The following is a 15,098-nucleotide window of genomic DNA, read 5'->3' as shown; positions in this document are numbered from 1 at the left end:
CTTCTGCGGGGTGGTCGGTCTGCGGTGGACGGTGCGGGGCCTGCCGTCCGGGTCGCCCGGGCAGCCGGCAGCGGGTTCAGGGGCGGCCGGGGTTCTGCGCGAAGTCGCGCACCTGCTGGGTGCCCACGTCCGTCGGGTCGGTGGCGCGGGCGGCCCGCTCGAGCTCCAGCCACTTCTTGCCGGTGCGGCCGTCGGTGGGCAGGGGGATGGGGTAGACACCGTCGAAGCAGGCGGCGCAGAGGCGGTCGGCTGGCTGCTCCGAGGCCGCGACGATGTCCTCGACCTCCACGTAGCCCAGCGAGTCCGCGCCGATCGAGGTGCAGATCTCCTCGACGGTCATGTTCGCCGCGGCGAGCTCGGCGCGGGTGGCGAAGTCGATGCCGTAGAAGCAGGGCCATTCCACCGGCGGCGAGCTGATGCGCACGTGCACCTCGGCAGCGCCCGCCTCGCGGAGCATCTTCACCAGGGCCCGCTGCGTGTTGCCGCGGACGATCGAGTCGTCCACGACCACCAGGCGCTTGCCGGCGATGACGTGCTTCAGCGGGTTCAGCTTGAGCCGGATGCCCAGTTGCCGGATGGTCTGCGTGGGCGAGATGAAGGTGCGCCCCACGTACGAGTTCTTCACCAGCCCCAGGCCGTAGGGGATGCCGGACTCCTCGGCGTAGCCGATGGCCGAGGGCGTCCCGGACTCGGGCACCGGCATCACCATGTCGGCCTCGGCCGGGTGCCGCCGGGCCAGCGCACGCCCCATCTCCACCCGGGCGTCGTAGACCTCCCGGCCGGCGATCTTGGTGTCCGGCCGCGCGAGGTAGACGTACTCGAAGATGCAGCCCTTGGGCTCGGGCTCGGCGAAGGAGACCGACTCCAGCCCGTCGTGGTCGATGGCGATCAGCTCACCGGGGGCGACCTCGCGCACGAAGCTGGCGCCCACGATGTCCAGGGCCGCCGTCTCCGAGGCGACCACCCAGCCGCGGCTCAGGCGGCCGATCACCAGCGGGCGCACACCCTGCGGGTCGCGGGCGGCGTACAGGCGGTTCTCGTCGAGGAAGACCAGCGAGAACGCACCGCGCACGGTGGGCAGGATCCGCTGCGCGCGCTCCAGCACGGTGCCCTCCCCGGTGCTCAGCAGCGAGGAGAGGATCGCGGTGTCGGTGGTGCTCCCCCGGCCCAGCTCCCCGGCAGCCTTGCTCACGTCGCCGTCCAGCAGCTCCTTCAACCGGTCGAGCAGCTCGGCGGAGTTAATGATGTTGCCGTTGTGCGCCAGCGCGAGCGTGCGGTCGTCCGAACCGGCCAACGTGGGCTGGGCGTTCTCCCAGACCGAGGCCCCGGTGGTGGAGTAGCGGGTGTGCCCGATGGCCATGTGCCCCTTCAGCGGGCGCAGCACCTGGTCGTTGAACACCTGGGAGACCAGGCCCATGTCCTTGTAGACCAGCAGCGACGAGCCGTTGGACACCGCGATGCCGGCGGACTCCTGGCCGCGGTGCTGCAGGGCGTAGAGCCCGTAGTAGGTCAGCGTCGCGACGTCCTCGTCGGGCGCCCACACGGCGAACACCCCGCACTCGTCCTGCGGGAGCGCCTCGTCGGGGAGCAGAGCATGGGACAGACGGCCATCACCTCGGGTCACGGGGCACATGGTCCCACAGGGTGGCGCCCATCATGCAGTCGCCCGATGGGGGGGTGGTGCCGGCAGCAGGCCCAGCCGTCCACGTACCGTGGAACCGTGCAGGACGAGACCCAGGAATTCCCCGACCAGAACTCCCCCACCCCCGACCCCACCCCGGTGCACCGCGCGCCACGGGTGCTGCCCTTCGTGCTCATCGGCACCGTGCTGGGCGTGGCCCTCGCCGGGCTCGTGACGGTGATGGGGCCGTCCTCCCCGATGTACTCCCCCGGACGGTCCTTCGCGTTCCTCGCCGTGATGTTCGGCATCGCCGGCCTGCTGCTGGGCGGGGTCGTCTTCGCGATCGTCGACGCCATCGCCCTGAAGCGCAGCGAGCGCCGCGGCAGCTGATCCGCCCTCAGGCCCGCCGGGCCCCTGCGTCCTCGACCAGGGGCAGGTGGGAAGCCAGGTCCGCCCGCTGCCCGGAGGCCTGCACCGAACCGGCGCCCACTGCATCGACCCACGCCAAGCGCCCCGTCGCGAGGGCGAGCCACGTGGCCGCGTCCATCTCCACCACGGCCGGCGGCGTGCCCCGGCGGTGCGTGGAGCCCTCGACGCACTGCACCACGCCCAGCGGCGGGACCCTCACCTCCACCGAGCGTCCCGGAGCGCGGGCGCCCAGCTCCTCCAGCGTGAACCGCACCGCGGTGGCCAGCACCTGCCGGTCCACCGCGACGGGCGCGGGCTCCCCCTCGTCCTGACCCGACTGCGCGGCGAGCCACTGCCCCACCGCCGCGTGCCCCGCGGACGGGTCGATGCGGCGGCGGGGCGGCACCTCAGACGGCCTCGCGCTCGATGGGGCAGCTCATGCAGCGGGGGCCACCCCGACCCCGGCCGAGCTCGCCGCCGTCGATCGTGAGCACCTCGACGCCCTGCGCGCGCAGGTAGTCGTTCGTGGTGGTGTTGCGCTCGTAGCCGACGACCACGTTCGGCTCCAGGGCGAGCACGTTGCAGCCGTCGTCCCACTGCTCGCGCTCGGCGGAGCGCTCGTCCTGGTCGGCGGCCAGCACCTCGATCCGGTCGACCCCGAGGGCCTCGGCGATCGCCGCGTCCAGCCGCTCCGGCGCGTTGTGGGTGAACTCGAGGCCCGCCTCGGCACCCTCGCCGTCGGCGCGGATGGTCCAGCTCTGCATGGGCGGCAGGTTCTGGTACCGGGTGAAGGTGGTGGGGTTGAGCATGGTCATCACCGTGTCCAGGTGCATCAGGGCCCGGGCCTTCGGCATGTCCAGTGCCAGCACCGTCCTCGCCTGGCCGGAGCGCAGCAGATTCTGCGCCACGCGCTCCACACCCTGCGGGTTGGTGCGCTCGGAGACACCGATCATCACCGCCTCGTTGCCGATGACGAGCATGTCGCCGCCCTCGGTGGTCGCCGGGCCGCTCTGCAGCCCGTCGTTCCAGCGCGCGAAGTCGGCCTCGGCGAAGAGCGGGTGCCAGCGGTAGATGGCCTCGAAGTGGACCGTCTCGCGGCGGCGGGCCTTCTTGTGCATGGAGTTCACCGAGACACCGCCGAACATCCACGCCGAGGTGTCGCGCGTGAAGAGGTGGTTGGGCAGCGGGGCCAGCACCATGTCCCGGTCGGTGAGGGTGTTCAGGTACAGGCTGGTGCTGCGCGGGAGGCGGGCGTTCAGCTCGCCCTTCGTGAGGCCCCCGACCAGGTAGGTGGCGAGCTCCTCGTCGGACATGGCCTGGAAGACGCCGCGCAGCTCGTCGGCGGCCTGCGGACCCACCATGCGCTCGTCCAGCGAGTTGTCCAGCACGTGCTTCTTGGCGTCCGGCACGGCGAGCGTCTCGCGCAGCAGGTCGGAGAATTCGTGCACGACGACGCCGCGCCCCTCCATGACCGCCCGGAACTCGTCGTGCTCGGCCTGCGCCTTCTCGAGCCACAGCACCTCGTCGAACAGGTAGCGCTCACAGTTCGTGGGCGTCAACCGGCTCATCTCGAGCCCGGGACGGTGCACGATCACCTGCTTGAGTTTGCCCACCTCGGAACCAACGTGGAACGGCATGGAGAGATCCTTCCTCTCCCGGGACGGCGGAGGCGGCGCGGGGCCGTGCCTCCGGCGGGACGCCGACCCCCCTTGGGCCAGCAGGTCCCGGCTGCCCGGGGTGCATGTCGCGTGCAAGGATCGCACGTATGAAGGCCACCGTGATCCATGCCCCCGGGGACGTCCGCCTGACCGAGGTCCCCGACCCGCAGGTCGTGCTGCCCACCGACGCCGTCGTGCGCGTTGTCGCCAGCTGCGTGTGCGGCTCCGACCTGTGGCCCTACCGGGGCGCCAACGCCGTGGACGAGCCCCGCCGCATCGGCCACGAGTTCGTCGGCGTCGTCGAGGAGGTGGGCCCCGAGGTGACGGGTGTGCGTCCCGGCCAGTTCGTCATCGCCCCCTTCGTCTGGTCGTGCGGCGAGTGCGCCGCGTGCCGATGGGGCATGCAGACCTCCTGCGAGCGTGGTGGCGGCTGGGGCGGTGAGGACCGCGACGGGCATTTCGTGGACGGCGGGCAGGGCGAGGCCGTGCGGGTTCCCCGCGCGGACGGCACCTTGGTCCCGGTCGACGGCATCGACGCCTCGGTGGACGAGCGCCTGCTGGCCTCCCTGCTGACCTGCTCGGACGTCATGGGAACCGGGTGGCACGCGGCCCTGCGCGCCGGGGTGCAGCCCGGCGAGACCGTCGCCGTCGTGGGCGATGGCGCGGTGGGTCTGTGCGCGGTGCTGGCCGCCGGCCTGCAGGGCGCCGAGCGCGTCATCGCGATGTCGCGCTACCCCCAGCGGCAGGCGGTGGCGCGAACGTTTGGGGCCACCGACATCATCGAGACCCGTGGTGACGAGGGGGTCGAGGCGCTGCGCGAGCTCACCGACGGATGGGGCGCCGACCGTGTCCTGGAGTGCGTGGGCACCCACGACTCGATGCTGCAGGCGATCCGCTCCGCGCGGCCCGGCGGGACGGTCGGCTACGTGGGGGTGCCGCACGGCATCGAGCTACCGATCGAGCTGATGTTCCGCCGCAACGTGAACCTCGCCGGCGGGGTGGCGCCTGCGCGCGAGTACGCGCCGATGCTGCGCGACAAGGTGCTGGCCGGCGAGATCGACCCGGGCCAGGTCTTCGATGCGGTGATGCCGCTGGCGGAGGTCGCCCGGGCGTACACGGCCATGGACGAGCGCACCGCCATCAAGGTCATGCTGCGACCGTGAGCGGCTCCCCGACCGGCACGAGCGCCCGGCAGCTCGTGGCGGGGGCTCGGGAGCACGGCACCGTGCTGGGGCGGTCCTGATGGGGCGACGTGAGCGCGCCGGCCGCCGCCGCCCAGTGCCCCCGGCGCCCCGCGGCCGGGAGGAGGACGTGCTGCCGGACCGCATCGGCTTCGAGGAGGCCGAGGGCGGCGGCGTCATCGTGCTCCGCGACGGGCGACCCCAGTCCCACGTGGACACCGACGACCCGCGGCGGCTGGACTTCCCGTACATCGCCCACCTGGCCGCGGTACTCGACCTTGTGGCCACGCCCTCCCCGCCGGAGCGGATCGGGGTGACCCACGTCGGTGGCGCGGGACTGACGCTCCCCCGCTACGTGCAGGCCACCCGGCCCGGCTCGCCGCAGATCGTGCTGGAGCCCGACGCGGCCCTGACCGATGCGGTGCGCGCCCGCCTCCCGCTCCCGGCGGGTCACCGCATCCGGGTGCGCCCGCAGGCCGGCCGCACCGGCGTGGCGGGACTCAAGGACGCCAGCGCCGATGCCGTGGTGGTGGACGCCTTCGACGCCGGGCGCGTACCCGACGAGCTCGTGACCGCGGGGTTCGCGGCGGACTGCCTCCGGGTGCTCGCGCCCGGTGGGGTGCTGGCCATGAACGTGGCCGACGAACCCGAGCTGGCGCGGACCGGGGAGGTGCTCGGTGCGTGGGTGGCCGGTGGGTGGCGCGCGGAGGAGATCGCCCTCATCGGCGCCCGGGAGGTGCTGAACAGCCGCCGGCCGGGCAATGTGGTGGTCGTCGCCCGGCGCGGTGGGACGGACGAGGGCACGGCGCCGGGCCGGGGCGCCCCGGCTTGGGCCACCGCTCTGGAGCGGCGCGTGGGGCGCTCCGCCCTGCCCACCGAGGTGCGGGCCGGTGCCGTCCTGGCCCGATGGACGGGGCCGCCTCGCGCTTGACCGGCCCGGGTGATCGGCGGCGCTCACGTCGCGTGGGACGATTCCGAACATGACGACGCCCGGTGACCGGACCACGCCTCGCTCCCTGCCGCAGAGCGCCAAGCTCGCGGACGTCCTCTACGAGATCCGTGGCCCGGTGAACGCCGAGGCGCAGCGCATGGAGGCCGCCGGCGAGCACATCCTGAAGCTGAACATCGGCAACCCAGCGCCGTTCGACTTCCCGCCGCCGCCGGACATCGTGCGCGACATGATCGCCACCCTGCCGGTCTCGCACGGCTACTCCGAGTCCAAGGGCATCCTGTCGGCCCGTCGGGCAGTGGTGGACCGCTACAACGAGACCCCGGGCTTCCCCGAGGTCGACGTCGACGACGTGTACCTGGGCAACGGCGTCTCCGAGCTCATCATGCTCGTGCTCAACGCCCTCCTCGACGACGGCGACGAGGTGCTCGTCCCCTCCCCCGACTACCCGCTGTGGACCGCCGCGACCTCGCTCGCCGGCGGCCGCCCGGTGCACTACCGGTGCGACGAGGAGGACGGCTGGAACCCGGACGTGGCCGACCTCGAGTCCAAGGTGACCCCGCGCACCAAGGCGATCGTCGTCATCAACCCGAACAACCCCACCGGCGCCGTCTACAGCGACGAGACGCTGCGGGCGATCACGGACGTCGCGCGTCGCCACGGGCTGCTGCTGTTCGCCGACGAGATCTACGACCGCATCACCTACGACGACCTGCCGGTGACCAACCTGGCCACCTTCGCCCCGGACCTGCTGTGCGTCACCCTGTCCGGGCTGAGCAAGACCTATCGCGTGGCCGGGTACCGCTCCGGCTGGATGGTCATCACCGGACCGCGCGACCACGCCGCCGGCTTCCTGGAGGGCGTGGAGCTGCTCACCTCCACCCGGCTGTGCGCCAACGTGCCCGGCCAGCAGGCCATCCAGGCCGCTCTGGGGGGCAAGCAGTCGATCGAGGACCTGCTGCTGCCCACCGGCCGTCTCACCCGCAGCCGGGACGTCGCCTGGGAGGGCCTCAACGCCATTGATGGGGTGAGCTGCGTCAAGCCGACCGGCGCCCTGTACGCCTTCCCCCGGCTCGATCCCGAGGTGCACCCGATCGCCGACGACCAGCAGTTCGCCCTGGACCTGCTGCGCAGCGAGAAGATCCTCATCACCCACGGGTCGGGCTTCAACATCCCCACCACCGACCACTTCCGCGTGGTGACCCTCCCCCACCCGGACACGCTCACAGTCGCCGTGGAACGGATGGGGAACTTCCTCGCGAGCTACCGCCAGGCCTGAGCGGGGCGCGGCAGACCCAGCGGCCCCTCACCCCTGGGCGGCGCGGAGCTGCTCGACCATGCCCGCCAGCGTGTGGGTCTCCTGCCAGCCGAGCGGGGAGCCGATGCCCGCGACCGGGTCGCTGACCTGCGAGACGGCGCCCTCGCTGTTCGAGCACGGCTCCACGTCGAGCTCGTACCAGAAGCCCTCGGCATGCGGCACCGCACCCTGCTCGGTGTCCTCCCAGAACACGAGGTAGGGACCCTCGGGGCGCAGCTCCTCGACCTCGGCCAGCGAGAGGCCGTCGCCCAGGAGGACGACCGTGAGGTGCTGGCCGTCCTCCGCGCCCTCCACCCCGTCGAGGACGGTCACCGGCAGCTCGTAGGCGCCCTTGGCCCCCGACTCCCGGAGGTCCCCGGCGGGCTCCACGAGGGCGATGCCGTCCAGCTCGGTGAGGGCCTTGGCCGGAGCGGGAAGGGTGGGCCAGTCGGCACCCGCGAGCCCCGGGGCGAGCCTCTCGTGCCAGGGGTCCACGGAGCCGACCGCGCAGACGGCGTCGCCGGAGGGCGAGCCGCCCGGATCCGATGTGCCGGACGGCGCCGCCGCAGTGACGGACTGCGACGGGGCTGCCCCCTCCTCCCCGGTGCCGCAGCCGGTGAGGGCCATCGCGCCGAGGGCTGCGATGGCGAGGACGTGGGTGCCCCGCAGGGTCTGTGTGCTCATGACACGAGCATGGGGCTCCAGTCGGGTTCTGCCTAGTGGCTCACAGCCGGATCGGCGCACTGTGCGAACACTGTGACGCCCCTGTGAGGCGCCGCCGGTCCCCCTTCACCGACCGCAGCACCCGGGCGGTGACGGCGGTCGACGCCTCACCACCCCCGAGGCCCGACTCGGTCTGTTCGCCGGGCCACACCCGCCCGGTGTGCACCACGGCGATCCCCTCGGCCTGCGCCACCAGCTCATCCAGGGTCGGCACGGGACGGTCCTCCGCGTCGCGGGAGCTCACCATGTGTCCCAGCTCGGTGTTGTCCGGCGCCCGGTCGCACTGTTCCAGCTTCTCGTCGTGCTTCTCGCCCTCCTCGGGACCGCACCCGGCCGTCAGCGGCACGGCCATCGCGAGCACCGCCAGGGCACCGACAACCCGGGGGCGCGTGATGCCGGTGGGCAGCGGGAGGCGGGTGGGGAACGGTGTGTCCATGGGATGAGTGTGCGCCCGGGAGCCGCCCCGCCGCGCTCGGATCGGTCAGCCCGGGGGTGGATTCTTTGCCAATGCCTCAGCGCAGGGCGTCGGCCGCCCAGCCGAGCTCGGGCAGCGACATCGCGAGCGTCACCATCATCGCCACGGTGAACGCACGGTCGGTGCGCGCCCGCCAGAAGGTGACCAGCACGGCCCCCACCGACAACGCGCGCAGCCCCAGCACGCTGAGGTAGCCCGCGCCTCCCCCGCCCGGCAGCGGTCCCCCGGTGACGCTCGCGACGGCCGCCCAGGCCACCCACCCGACGACCACCGCCGTCGCCACCCCGGCCACCCCACGCTTCAGGGGGCCGGCTGGCTCGCTGCGGCGGGTGGCGGCGAACACGGCCAGCGCGGTCACCAGCACCACCGCCATGGTCGGCACCCACAGGTCAGCAGGGTCCATGCAGTCTCCTCAGAACTGGATGCCGAGCACGAGCAGCAGCCCGAGCGCGGCGGCCACCATCGCGGCGGCAAAGCGGTGGGTCGTCCGGTCGCGCCAGAACTGCACCGTGAGCACGACCGCCGGCACCAGCAGGACCATCAGCGAGGCCGCGAACGGCGCGTTGAGCGCCTCGAAGCCCTGCGCGTCGCGCGTCCGCGCCACCACGGTGCCCAGCAGGGCGTAGGCCCCGGCAACCAGCACCATCACGACCGCCGCGGCCGGCGTCATCCACCCGGGGGCGGGGCGCCCACCGCCGGAGACGGCACGGCCGATCACCACGACCGCCACCGCGATGAGCGCCGCCAGCGGCAGCAAGACGACGTACACGTCAGTGCCCGTGCGCCTCGGCAACGGCGGCTTCGACGACGGCCTCGTCCCCGGCGAGCAGCTCGCGGAAGGTCCGCTGGCGCGCCGTGGAGATCTCCGATGCGGTGAGCACCAGCTCGCCCGCGCCCGTCTCCACCCGCAAGGAGTCGCCGGGGGTGGTGGTGCCGAGCGCGACGGCCGGCACGCCGTGCTCGGCGACCAGGGCGTCGAAGGCCTCGCGGTGCTCGGGCGCGACGGCGACCAGCACGCGGCCGCCGGACTCCGAGAACAGCGCCGCAGCGGCATCGAGCGCGCCCTCGCCCGCCGCAGCGCCACCAGCACCCAGCAGCGAGGCCAGGTCCACCCGGGCACCGGTGCCGTGGCGCTCCACGCCCTCGGCCAGGGCGACCGCGAGGCCCCCCTCGGAGAGGTCGTGCGAGCCGGCCACCAGGCCCTCGTCCGCCGCGCGGCCCAGGAGCTCGCCCAGCCGGCGCTCGGCCGCGAGGTCCACCTGCGGCGGCACACCGCCGAGGTGTCCGTGCAGCCCGGCCCAGGCCGAGCCGTCCAGCTCGTCGCGGGTCTCGCCGAGCAGCACCAGGTCCAGCCCGGCGGCCCGCCAGGCGGTGGGGATGCGGCGGGCCACGTCGTCCAGCACACCGAGCACCGCGACCAGCGGGGTGGGGTGGATGGCGGTGTCCCCGGTGGAGTTGTACAGCGACACGTTGCCGCCGGTCACCGGGATGCCCAGCTCCAGGCAACCGTCGGCCAGGCCGCGGATGGCCTCGGCGAACTGCCACATGGTGCCCGGCTCCTCCGGGGAGCCGAAGTTCAGGCAGTCCGAGACCGCCCGCGGCGCCGCACCGCTGGCCGCCACGTTGCGGAAGGCCTCGGCCAGGCTCAGCTGCGCCCCGGCGTAGGGGTCCAGGTAGCTGAAGCGGTTGTTGCAGTCGGTCGAGACGGCCACGCCGCGGCCGGTCTGCTCGTCCACGCGCACGATGCCGGCGTCGTCCGGCATGGCCGATGCGGTGTTGCCCTGCACGTAGCGGTCGTACTGGTCGGTGATCCAGGACGCATCCGCCAGGTTCGGGCTGCCGAGCAGGTCGAGCAGCGTGGCACGCAGGTCGGCTGCGGAGCCGGGGCGCTCCAGGCCGGCCGCCGTGACGGTGTCGGCCTGCACCGCGTCGAGCCACTCCGGGCGGGCGTAGGGGCGCTCGTAGACCGGGCCGTCGTGGGCCACGGTGCGCGGGTCCACGTCGACGATGGTCTCGCCCTGCCAGTCGATGACCAGCCGCCCGGTGTCGGTGACCTCGCCGAGCCAGGAGTACTCGACCTCGTAGCGGGCCATGACCGCCTCGAAGGCCTCGGCGTTCTCCGGCGTCACCACGGCCATCATGCGCTCCTGCGACTCCGACATGAGGATCTCGCCGGCGTTCAGGGTGGGGTCGCGCAGCAGCACGCTGGTGAGCTCGATGTGCATGCCGCCCTCGCCGTTGGAGGCCAGCTCGCTGGTGGCGCACGAGATGCCGGCCGCCCCGAGGTCCTGGATGCCCTCGACCAGGCCCTCCCGGTACAGCTCCAGGCAGCACTCGATGAGGACCTTCTCGCTGAACGGGTCGCCCACCTGCACGCTCGGGCGCTTGGACGGGCCGTCGGCGTCGAACGAGCCGGAGGCCAGCACCGAGGCACCTCCGATGCCGTCGCCGCCGGTGCGGGCGCCGAAGAGCACCACCCGGTTGCCCACGCCCGAGGCGTTGGCCAGGTGGATGTCCTGCTTCTTCATCGCCCCCACGCACAGGGCGTTGACCAGCGGGTTGCCCTGGTACACCGCATCGAACCGGGTCTCCCCGCCGATGTTGGGCAGACCCAGGGAGTTGCCGTAGCCGCTGATGCCGGCGACCACCCCGGGCAGCACGCGCAGCGTGTCCGGGTGGGACGGGTCGCCGAAGCGCAGGGCGTCCATGACCGCGATGGGGCGCGCCCCCATCGAGATGATGTCGCGGACGATGCCGCCCACGCCGGTGGCGGCGCCCTGGTAGGGCTCCACGAAGCTCGGGTGGTTGTGGGACTCGACCTTGAAGGTGACCGCCCAGTCGTCGCCGATGTCGACCACGCCAGCGTTCTCGCCGATGCCGACGAGCAGGTGCTCACGCATCTCGTCGGACTGCTTCTCACCGAACTGGCGCAGGTGCACCTTGGAGGACTTGTAGGAGCAGTGCTCGGACCACATGACCGAGTACATGGCCAGCTCGGCGTTCGTGGGGCGGCGGCCGAGGACCTCGCGGATGCGGGCGTACTCGTCGGCGGCCAGGCCCAGGTCGGCCCAGGGCTGCTCGGTCTCGGGCGTGCTGGCGGCGTGGGTGACGGTGTCGAGGTCGGCGTTCACCGCATCGGGGCCGGTGGTCTGGTGCGTGGGGGTCATCGGGCCATCTCCCGCAGGACGGAGGTGAAGAAGGGCAGGCCGTCGGTGGAGGGGCCGTAGCCCTCCTCGACGCAGTGCTCCGGGTGGGGCATGAGGCCCACCACGTTGCCGCGCTCGTTGGTGATGCCGGCGATGTCGCGCAGGGAGCCGTTCGGGTTGTGCTCGAGGTAGCGGGCCACGACGCGGCCCTCGCCCTCGAGGGCGTCGAGCGTGGCGTCGTCGGCCACGTAGCCGCCCTCGCCGTTCTTGAGCACGATGGTGATCTCCTGGCCCTCGGCGTAGCCGGAGGTCCAGGCGGTGGTCGCGTTCTCGATGCGGAGGCGCTGGTCGCGGCAGACGAAGGTCTGGTGGTCGTTGCGGATCAGGGCGCCGGGCAGCAGGTGCGACTCGCACAGCACCTGGAAGCCGTTGCAGATGCCGAGCACGGGCATGCCGCGCTGCGCCTCGGCGATGACGCGGGTCATCATCGGGGCGAACCGGGCGATGGCGCCGCAGCGGAGGTAGTCGCCGTAGGAGAAGCCGCCCGGGAGGACCACCGCATCGATGCCGGTGAGGTCCTCGTCGCCGTGCCACAGGGCCACGGCCTGGCCGCCGGCCAGCTCGATGGCGCGGGCCGCGTCGCGGTCGTCCAGGGAGCCGGGGAAGGTGACGACGCCGACCTTCACGCCGTGGCCTCCTGCGCCTTGTCGGCCTCCAGCTCGGCCGCGGTCGCCTCACGGACGCTCACGACGTCCTCGATGACGGGGTTGCTCAGCAGCGTGGTCGCGGCCTCGCGGGCGGAGGAGAGGACGGCATCGGTGACCTCCCCGTCGACGGCGAGCACGAAGCGCTTGCCCTGGCGGACCTCGGTGAAGCCCTCGATGCCGAGCTTGGGCAGGGCGCCGGCGATGGCCTTGCCTTGCGGGTCGAGGATCTCCGGCTTCGGCATGACGTCGACGATGACGTGGCCCATGGACGCTCCTGGGGGACGTGGCGATCGGGCCGCTGACTGCGCACCCGCGTGCAGACCGGAGTCTACTGGCGCAGTGCACCCGCCCCTCGCGAGCCCGTTGCGGTCAGAGGGGGCCGGTCCCCGCGGAGAAGTGCAGCTCGCGCTCTCCACACCGCATGTCGGGCGTGAACCCCTCGTCCTCGCCCGGGGTCCACCCGGTGCCACCGACCGCCAGCTCCTCCCCCGCGCGGACCACCTCCCCGCCTGCGAAGGTGATCTGCTCGCCGGGCGTGCTCGTCGTGCCCTCCGGGTAGACGGTGGTCGCCTCGGAGCCGTCGGCGCCCACGGTGTACCAGCACGCGTGGTCTGCGTCCCAGGTCAGCTCACCGATGATGAGGGGCTCCCCCTCGGCGTGGTTCGGCGGGTTGGTGTAGACCACCATCCCGTCGGACACCTGGACCGACGAGGGTTGCAACGCACCCAGGAGGCCGTCGCAGCCCGCCAGGCCGATGACTCCGGTGGCGGCGAGGCCGATGGTCAGGAGACGAGTGGTCGTGGTCATGGTTCCCCCCTCGGTTGATGGTGAAGCCAGCATGGCAGACCCTGCGCCCCACTCACCAGAGCGCTGATCCGACTGTGCTCGATCTGTGATGAGGACCGTGCGCCTCACCTGAGGAGAGGGTCAGCACTCGTCGGCGTCCGGTGGGGCGAAGGCACAGAACTCGTTGCCCTCCGGGTCGGCCAGGACCACCCAGCCAGGCTGTCGGTCGACGACCGTGGCACCGGCCGCGACCAGGTCGGCCTCCCCACCCCAGAGGTCCGGGTGCACGCGGTTCTTCTCCACCTTCGGCTCGGGCACCGGCACGAAGACCACGGACTCCGCCGGGAAGGGGTCCGGCAGGTCGAACCACCACCAGCCTGGTCGTCGTCGTGGCCGATCTCGCCACCGTCGGGATCGCGCAGGACGGTCCAGGCGAAGGACTCGGCATCGAGGACGGCGGCGCCGCTCTCGACGAGCCGCTCGACCGAGGTGGTGTTCACGTCCACGTGCAGGCGGTTCTTCACCCGGTGGGACTCGTCGACACGGTTGATCCACACGGTCTGGTCCGGGGTGTCCCCGCGCAGGACAGCACCGTTGCCACTCTCCTGCCCCTCCAGCCCCAGGGCGACGGACCAGAACCGCAGGGCTGCAGGGACGTCCACCGCATCAATGCAGAAGTCCTTCCAGCGCGCGATCATGTATGGAACGCTAGCGGGTGGTGACGGATAGTCACCCAGTGCGGCACTGTGCTGCCGGGCCCATGGTTCGGCAGCCGACCGATGAGAGTACCCGCCCGCTTGGCGAGCTGGCCGCGGCCAAGGGGTTGACACCCCCCCTGAGGACTCATGCTGATCGCATGGGCATCCGGCTATTGACCGCCACAACCATCAGTTTGATACTCATACCCTCCCCGGCAGCTGTTGCTGATTATCCGGAGGAGCCTTGGGGGAGGCCGGCGGATGGGAACCATACGTATTGCTACGCCAATATGACGGCCGACGAACAGGAGGCGGCGGGCTACGCCATGCGGCGGTTGCGAGACACCACGGACCTCACCATCGAGTACATCGGATACGGATGCGGCCGCTACTTCGGTTATAACGATATGACGTGGTTCAGTGAAGATCTCCCTCCCGGAGTCAGGGGGCGGTACCAGTGCGATGACTGTAGAGGCGGGCGTAGCTACAAGGGTTCTGTGTACATCGACTTCCCAGAGTTGAAGCGAGGGGCCAACGACTGGTCCGACATCCGCAAGACAACAGTTCATGAAGTTGGCCACAGCCTGAGTTTTCGGCACGACAGCGTCAGCGCCATGATCCAGGGAGAGGTCCCCTCCACGCACTGGCGATGGCGATCGTTCAGTGCGTCTGACCGCGATGACATCAACCGCGCTTTCTAAGGGAACATCATGAATATTCGGCCCCAGCACACGCTCCTCACCTCCGTCGCGGCGTTGGCCCTCATTGGGTGCTCGGCCCAGGAGGAGGAACGCTCCTTGCACGACCTCACCACCGACAGCGGGACCCACGTCGACTACGACCCGGTGGACTCCAAGGCCACGGTGGACGACCGCGCCGCTGGCGCTGCCCTCGTCCGGCTCACGGGCGTGCAGCCCGGTCACCAACGCACGATCCTGGGCGAGGTCCGCTACGAGTTCGCTTCGTTGACCGCGGAGGTGGTCGAGCCCCTGCACGGCCCCGGCCAGGCGGGAGATGTGGTGCATCTCGAGATGATTCGGCCGGAGGGAGCAGACCTCGATGACCTTCGCGCTGCGCTCCCGGACGGGGAGGTGGTCGCCGTCTGGAGCCAGTGGACCGGCGACTCCACCGAGGACGCGTCCCTGAGCCTTCCCGACGGAGGTGTCGCGGACGACCCCGCCAAGTTCTTGTTCCCCGATGGTCTCTGGTACCAGGACTCGGGCGAGCTCGAGAACCCCATGGTGGCAGGTGAAGAGCCAGGCTCGCCGTGGGCGGGCGCCGAGGACGTCGCAGGCGTCGCCCGCAGCGTCAGGGACGGTGGCTGAAGGACGGCAACCGCGGCAGGTCACCACCCGAGGCGGCGGGGACGTCCACTGCGTCGAGGCAGAGGTCCTTCCAGCGTGCGATCATGCCGCTCACGCTACCGACGCTGCGTGATACCGCATCGAT

The 15,098-nt window shown here is 71.9% G+C and carries 17 protein-coding genes and 1 pseudogene; 5 read left to right on the top strand and 13 right to left on the bottom strand.

Features of this window, described 5'->3' with window-relative positions; all coding sequences use genetic code 11:
• Positions 1–76 precede the first annotated feature (76 nt).
• The gene (purF, locus tag KSED_RS02915; protein ID WP_012802089.1) at positions 77–1,633 is read right to left on the bottom strand and encodes an amidophosphoribosyltransferase; all 1,557 of its coding nucleotides are present in this window, start codon (positions 1,631–1,633) and stop codon (positions 77–79) included.
• A gap of 87 nt (positions 1,634–1,720) precedes the next feature.
• Between purF and KSED_RS02910 the strand changes: the two genes are divergently transcribed.
• The gene (locus KSED_RS02910) at positions 1,721–2,011 is read left to right on the top strand and encodes a hypothetical protein (protein WP_143827331.1); all 291 of its coding nucleotides are present in this window, start codon (positions 1,721–1,723) and stop codon (positions 2,009–2,011) included.
• Between the two features lie 7 nt (positions 2,012–2,018).
• On the opposite strand, the gene KSED_RS02905 is transcribed toward KSED_RS02910, so the two are convergent.
• Positions 2,019–2,435, bottom strand: a complete 417-nt coding sequence (locus KSED_RS02905; RefSeq protein WP_012802087.1) for a sterol carrier family protein — start codon at positions 2,433–2,435, stop codon at positions 2,019–2,021.
• A 1-nt stretch (position 2,436) separates the two neighbouring features.
• Positions 2,437–3,666, bottom strand: a complete 1,230-nt coding sequence (locus KSED_RS02900) for an arginine deiminase (RefSeq protein WP_012802086.1) — start codon at positions 3,664–3,666, stop codon at positions 2,437–2,439.
• Between the two features lie 128 nt (positions 3,667–3,794).
• Between KSED_RS02900 and KSED_RS02895 the strand changes: the two genes are divergently transcribed.
• From KSED_RS02895 to KSED_RS02885, 3 genes are all read left to right on the top strand, one after another.
• Positions 3,795–4,850, top strand: coding sequence for a zinc-dependent alcohol dehydrogenase family protein (locus KSED_RS02895; RefSeq protein WP_012802085.1), 1,056 nt, complete (start codon positions 3,795–3,797; stop codon positions 4,848–4,850).
• A gap of 79 nt (positions 4,851–4,929) precedes the next feature.
• Positions 4,930–5,799, top strand: a complete 870-nt coding sequence (locus KSED_RS02890) for a spermidine synthase (RefSeq protein ID WP_143827330.1) — start codon at positions 4,930–4,932, stop codon at positions 5,797–5,799.
• Positions 5,800–5,848: 49 nt separating this feature from the next.
• On the top strand, positions 5,849–7,096 hold the full coding sequence (locus KSED_RS02885; protein ID WP_012802083.1) for a pyridoxal phosphate-dependent aminotransferase: 1,248 nt from the start codon (positions 5,849–5,851) through the stop codon (positions 7,094–7,096).
• 27 nt (positions 7,097–7,123) lie between these two features.
• Here KSED_RS02885 and KSED_RS02880 read toward each other — a convergent pair whose 3' ends face one another.
• From KSED_RS02880 to KSED_RS15740, 10 genes and pseudogenes are all read right to left on the bottom strand, one after another.
• Positions 7,124–7,798, bottom strand: coding sequence for a hypothetical protein (locus KSED_RS02880; RefSeq protein ID WP_012802082.1), 675 nt, complete (start codon positions 7,796–7,798; stop codon positions 7,124–7,126).
• Positions 7,799–7,838: 40 nt separating this feature from the next.
• Positions 7,839–8,273: a hypothetical protein gene (locus KSED_RS02875; RefSeq protein ID WP_012802081.1), complete on the bottom strand. Its 435-nt coding sequence runs from the start codon at positions 8,271–8,273 to the stop codon at positions 7,839–7,841.
• A 76-nt stretch (positions 8,274–8,349) separates the two neighbouring features.
• On the bottom strand, positions 8,350–8,715 hold the full coding sequence (locus KSED_RS02870) for a hypothetical protein (RefSeq protein ID WP_012802080.1): 366 nt from the start codon (positions 8,713–8,715) through the stop codon (positions 8,350–8,352).
• A gap of 9 nt (positions 8,716–8,724) precedes the next feature.
• Positions 8,725–9,081 (bottom strand): hypothetical protein, encoded by a 357-nt coding sequence (locus KSED_RS02865; RefSeq protein ID WP_012802079.1) that lies wholly within the window; start codon positions 9,079–9,081, stop codon positions 8,725–8,727.
• Between the two features lies 1 nt (position 9,082).
• Positions 9,083–11,479: a phosphoribosylformylglycinamidine synthase subunit PurL gene (gene purL / locus KSED_RS02860; protein WP_012802078.1), complete on the bottom strand. Its 2,397-nt coding sequence runs from the start codon at positions 11,477–11,479 to the stop codon at positions 9,083–9,085.
• A complete protein-coding gene (gene purQ, locus KSED_RS02855) occupies positions 11,476–12,144 on the bottom strand; it encodes a phosphoribosylformylglycinamidine synthase subunit PurQ (RefSeq protein ID WP_012802077.1) in 669 nt (222 codons plus the stop codon). The genes purL and purQ overlap by 4 nt, the downstream gene beginning before the upstream one ends.
• The gene (gene purS / locus KSED_RS02850; RefSeq protein WP_012802076.1) at positions 12,141–12,431 is read right to left on the bottom strand and encodes a phosphoribosylformylglycinamidine synthase subunit PurS; all 291 of its coding nucleotides are present in this window, start codon (positions 12,429–12,431) and stop codon (positions 12,141–12,143) included. Before purS ends, purQ begins: the two co-directional genes overlap by 4 nt.
• A gap of 103 nt (positions 12,432–12,534) precedes the next feature.
• Positions 12,535–12,972: a hypothetical protein gene (locus KSED_RS02845; RefSeq protein WP_012802075.1), complete on the bottom strand. Its 438-nt coding sequence runs from the start codon at positions 12,970–12,972 to the stop codon at positions 12,535–12,537.
• A gap of 120 nt (positions 12,973–13,092) precedes the next feature.
• Positions 13,093–13,506 carry a VOC family protein gene (locus tag KSED_RS15820; RefSeq protein WP_169307769.1) on the bottom strand — a complete coding sequence of 138 codons (414 nt, stop codon included), beginning with the start codon at positions 13,504–13,506 and terminating at the stop codon, positions 13,093–13,095.
• 38 nt (positions 13,507–13,544) lie between these two features.
• A pseudogene (locus KSED_RS15740) lies at positions 13,545–13,649 on the bottom strand (hypothetical protein); the annotation flags it as partial.
• A gap of 710 nt (positions 13,650–14,359) precedes the next feature.
• Here KSED_RS15740 and KSED_RS02830 point away from each other — a divergent pair.
• Positions 14,360–14,974, top strand: coding sequence for a hypothetical protein (locus tag KSED_RS02830; RefSeq protein ID WP_012802072.1), 615 nt, complete (start codon positions 14,360–14,362; stop codon positions 14,972–14,974).
• Positions 14,975–15,098 lie beyond the last annotated feature (124 nt).

Source organism: Kytococcus sedentarius DSM 20547, from assembly GCF_000023925.1.
In the GTDB taxonomy this organism is placed as follows: Bacteria; Actinomycetota; Actinomycetes; order Actinomycetales; family Dermatophilaceae; genus Kytococcus; species Kytococcus sedentarius.
The sequence above is the reverse complement of the archived record's forward strand: the minus strand, read 5'-3'. Positions and strand labels throughout refer to the sequence as shown.

Coding starts and splice junctions, on each gene's coding strand:
- purF (WP_012802089.1), bottom strand. CDS start 1,633: ATGTGCCCCGTGACCCGAGGTGATGGCCGTCTGTCCCATGCTCTGCTC.
- KSED_RS02900 (WP_012802086.1), bottom strand. CDS start 3,666: ATGCCGTTCCACGTTGGTTCCGAGGTGGGCAAACTCAAGCAGGTGATC.
- KSED_RS02895 (WP_012802085.1), top strand. CDS start 3,795: ATGAAGGCCACCGTGATCCATGCCCCCGGGGACGTCCGCCTGACCGAG.
- KSED_RS02890 (WP_143827330.1), top strand. CDS start 4,930: ATGGGGCGACGTGAGCGCGCCGGCCGCCGCCGCCCAGTGCCCCCGGCG.
- KSED_RS02885 (WP_012802083.1), top strand. CDS start 5,849: ATGACGACGCCCGGTGACCGGACCACGCCTCGCTCCCTGCCGCAGAGC.
- KSED_RS02880 (WP_012802082.1), bottom strand. CDS start 7,798: ATGAGCACACAGACCCTGCGGGGCACCCACGTCCTCGCCATCGCAGCC.
- KSED_RS02875 (WP_012802081.1), bottom strand. CDS start 8,273: ATGGACACACCGTTCCCCACCCGCCTCCCGCTGCCCACCGGCATCACG.
- KSED_RS02870 (WP_012802080.1), bottom strand. CDS start 8,715: ATGGACCCTGCTGACCTGTGGGTGCCGACCATGGCGGTGGTGCTGGTG.
- purL (WP_012802078.1), bottom strand. CDS start 11,479: ATGACCCCCACGCACCAGACCACCGGCCCCGATGCGGTGAACGCCGAC.
- purS (WP_012802076.1), bottom strand. CDS start 12,431: ATGGGCCACGTCATCGTCGACGTCATGCCGAAGCCGGAGATCCTCGAC.
- KSED_RS02845 (WP_012802075.1), bottom strand. CDS start 12,972: ATGACCACGACCACTCGTCTCCTGACCATCGGCCTCGCCGCCACCGGA.
- KSED_RS02830 (WP_012802072.1), top strand. CDS start 14,360: ATGAATATTCGGCCCCAGCACACGCTCCTCACCTCCGTCGCGGCGTTG.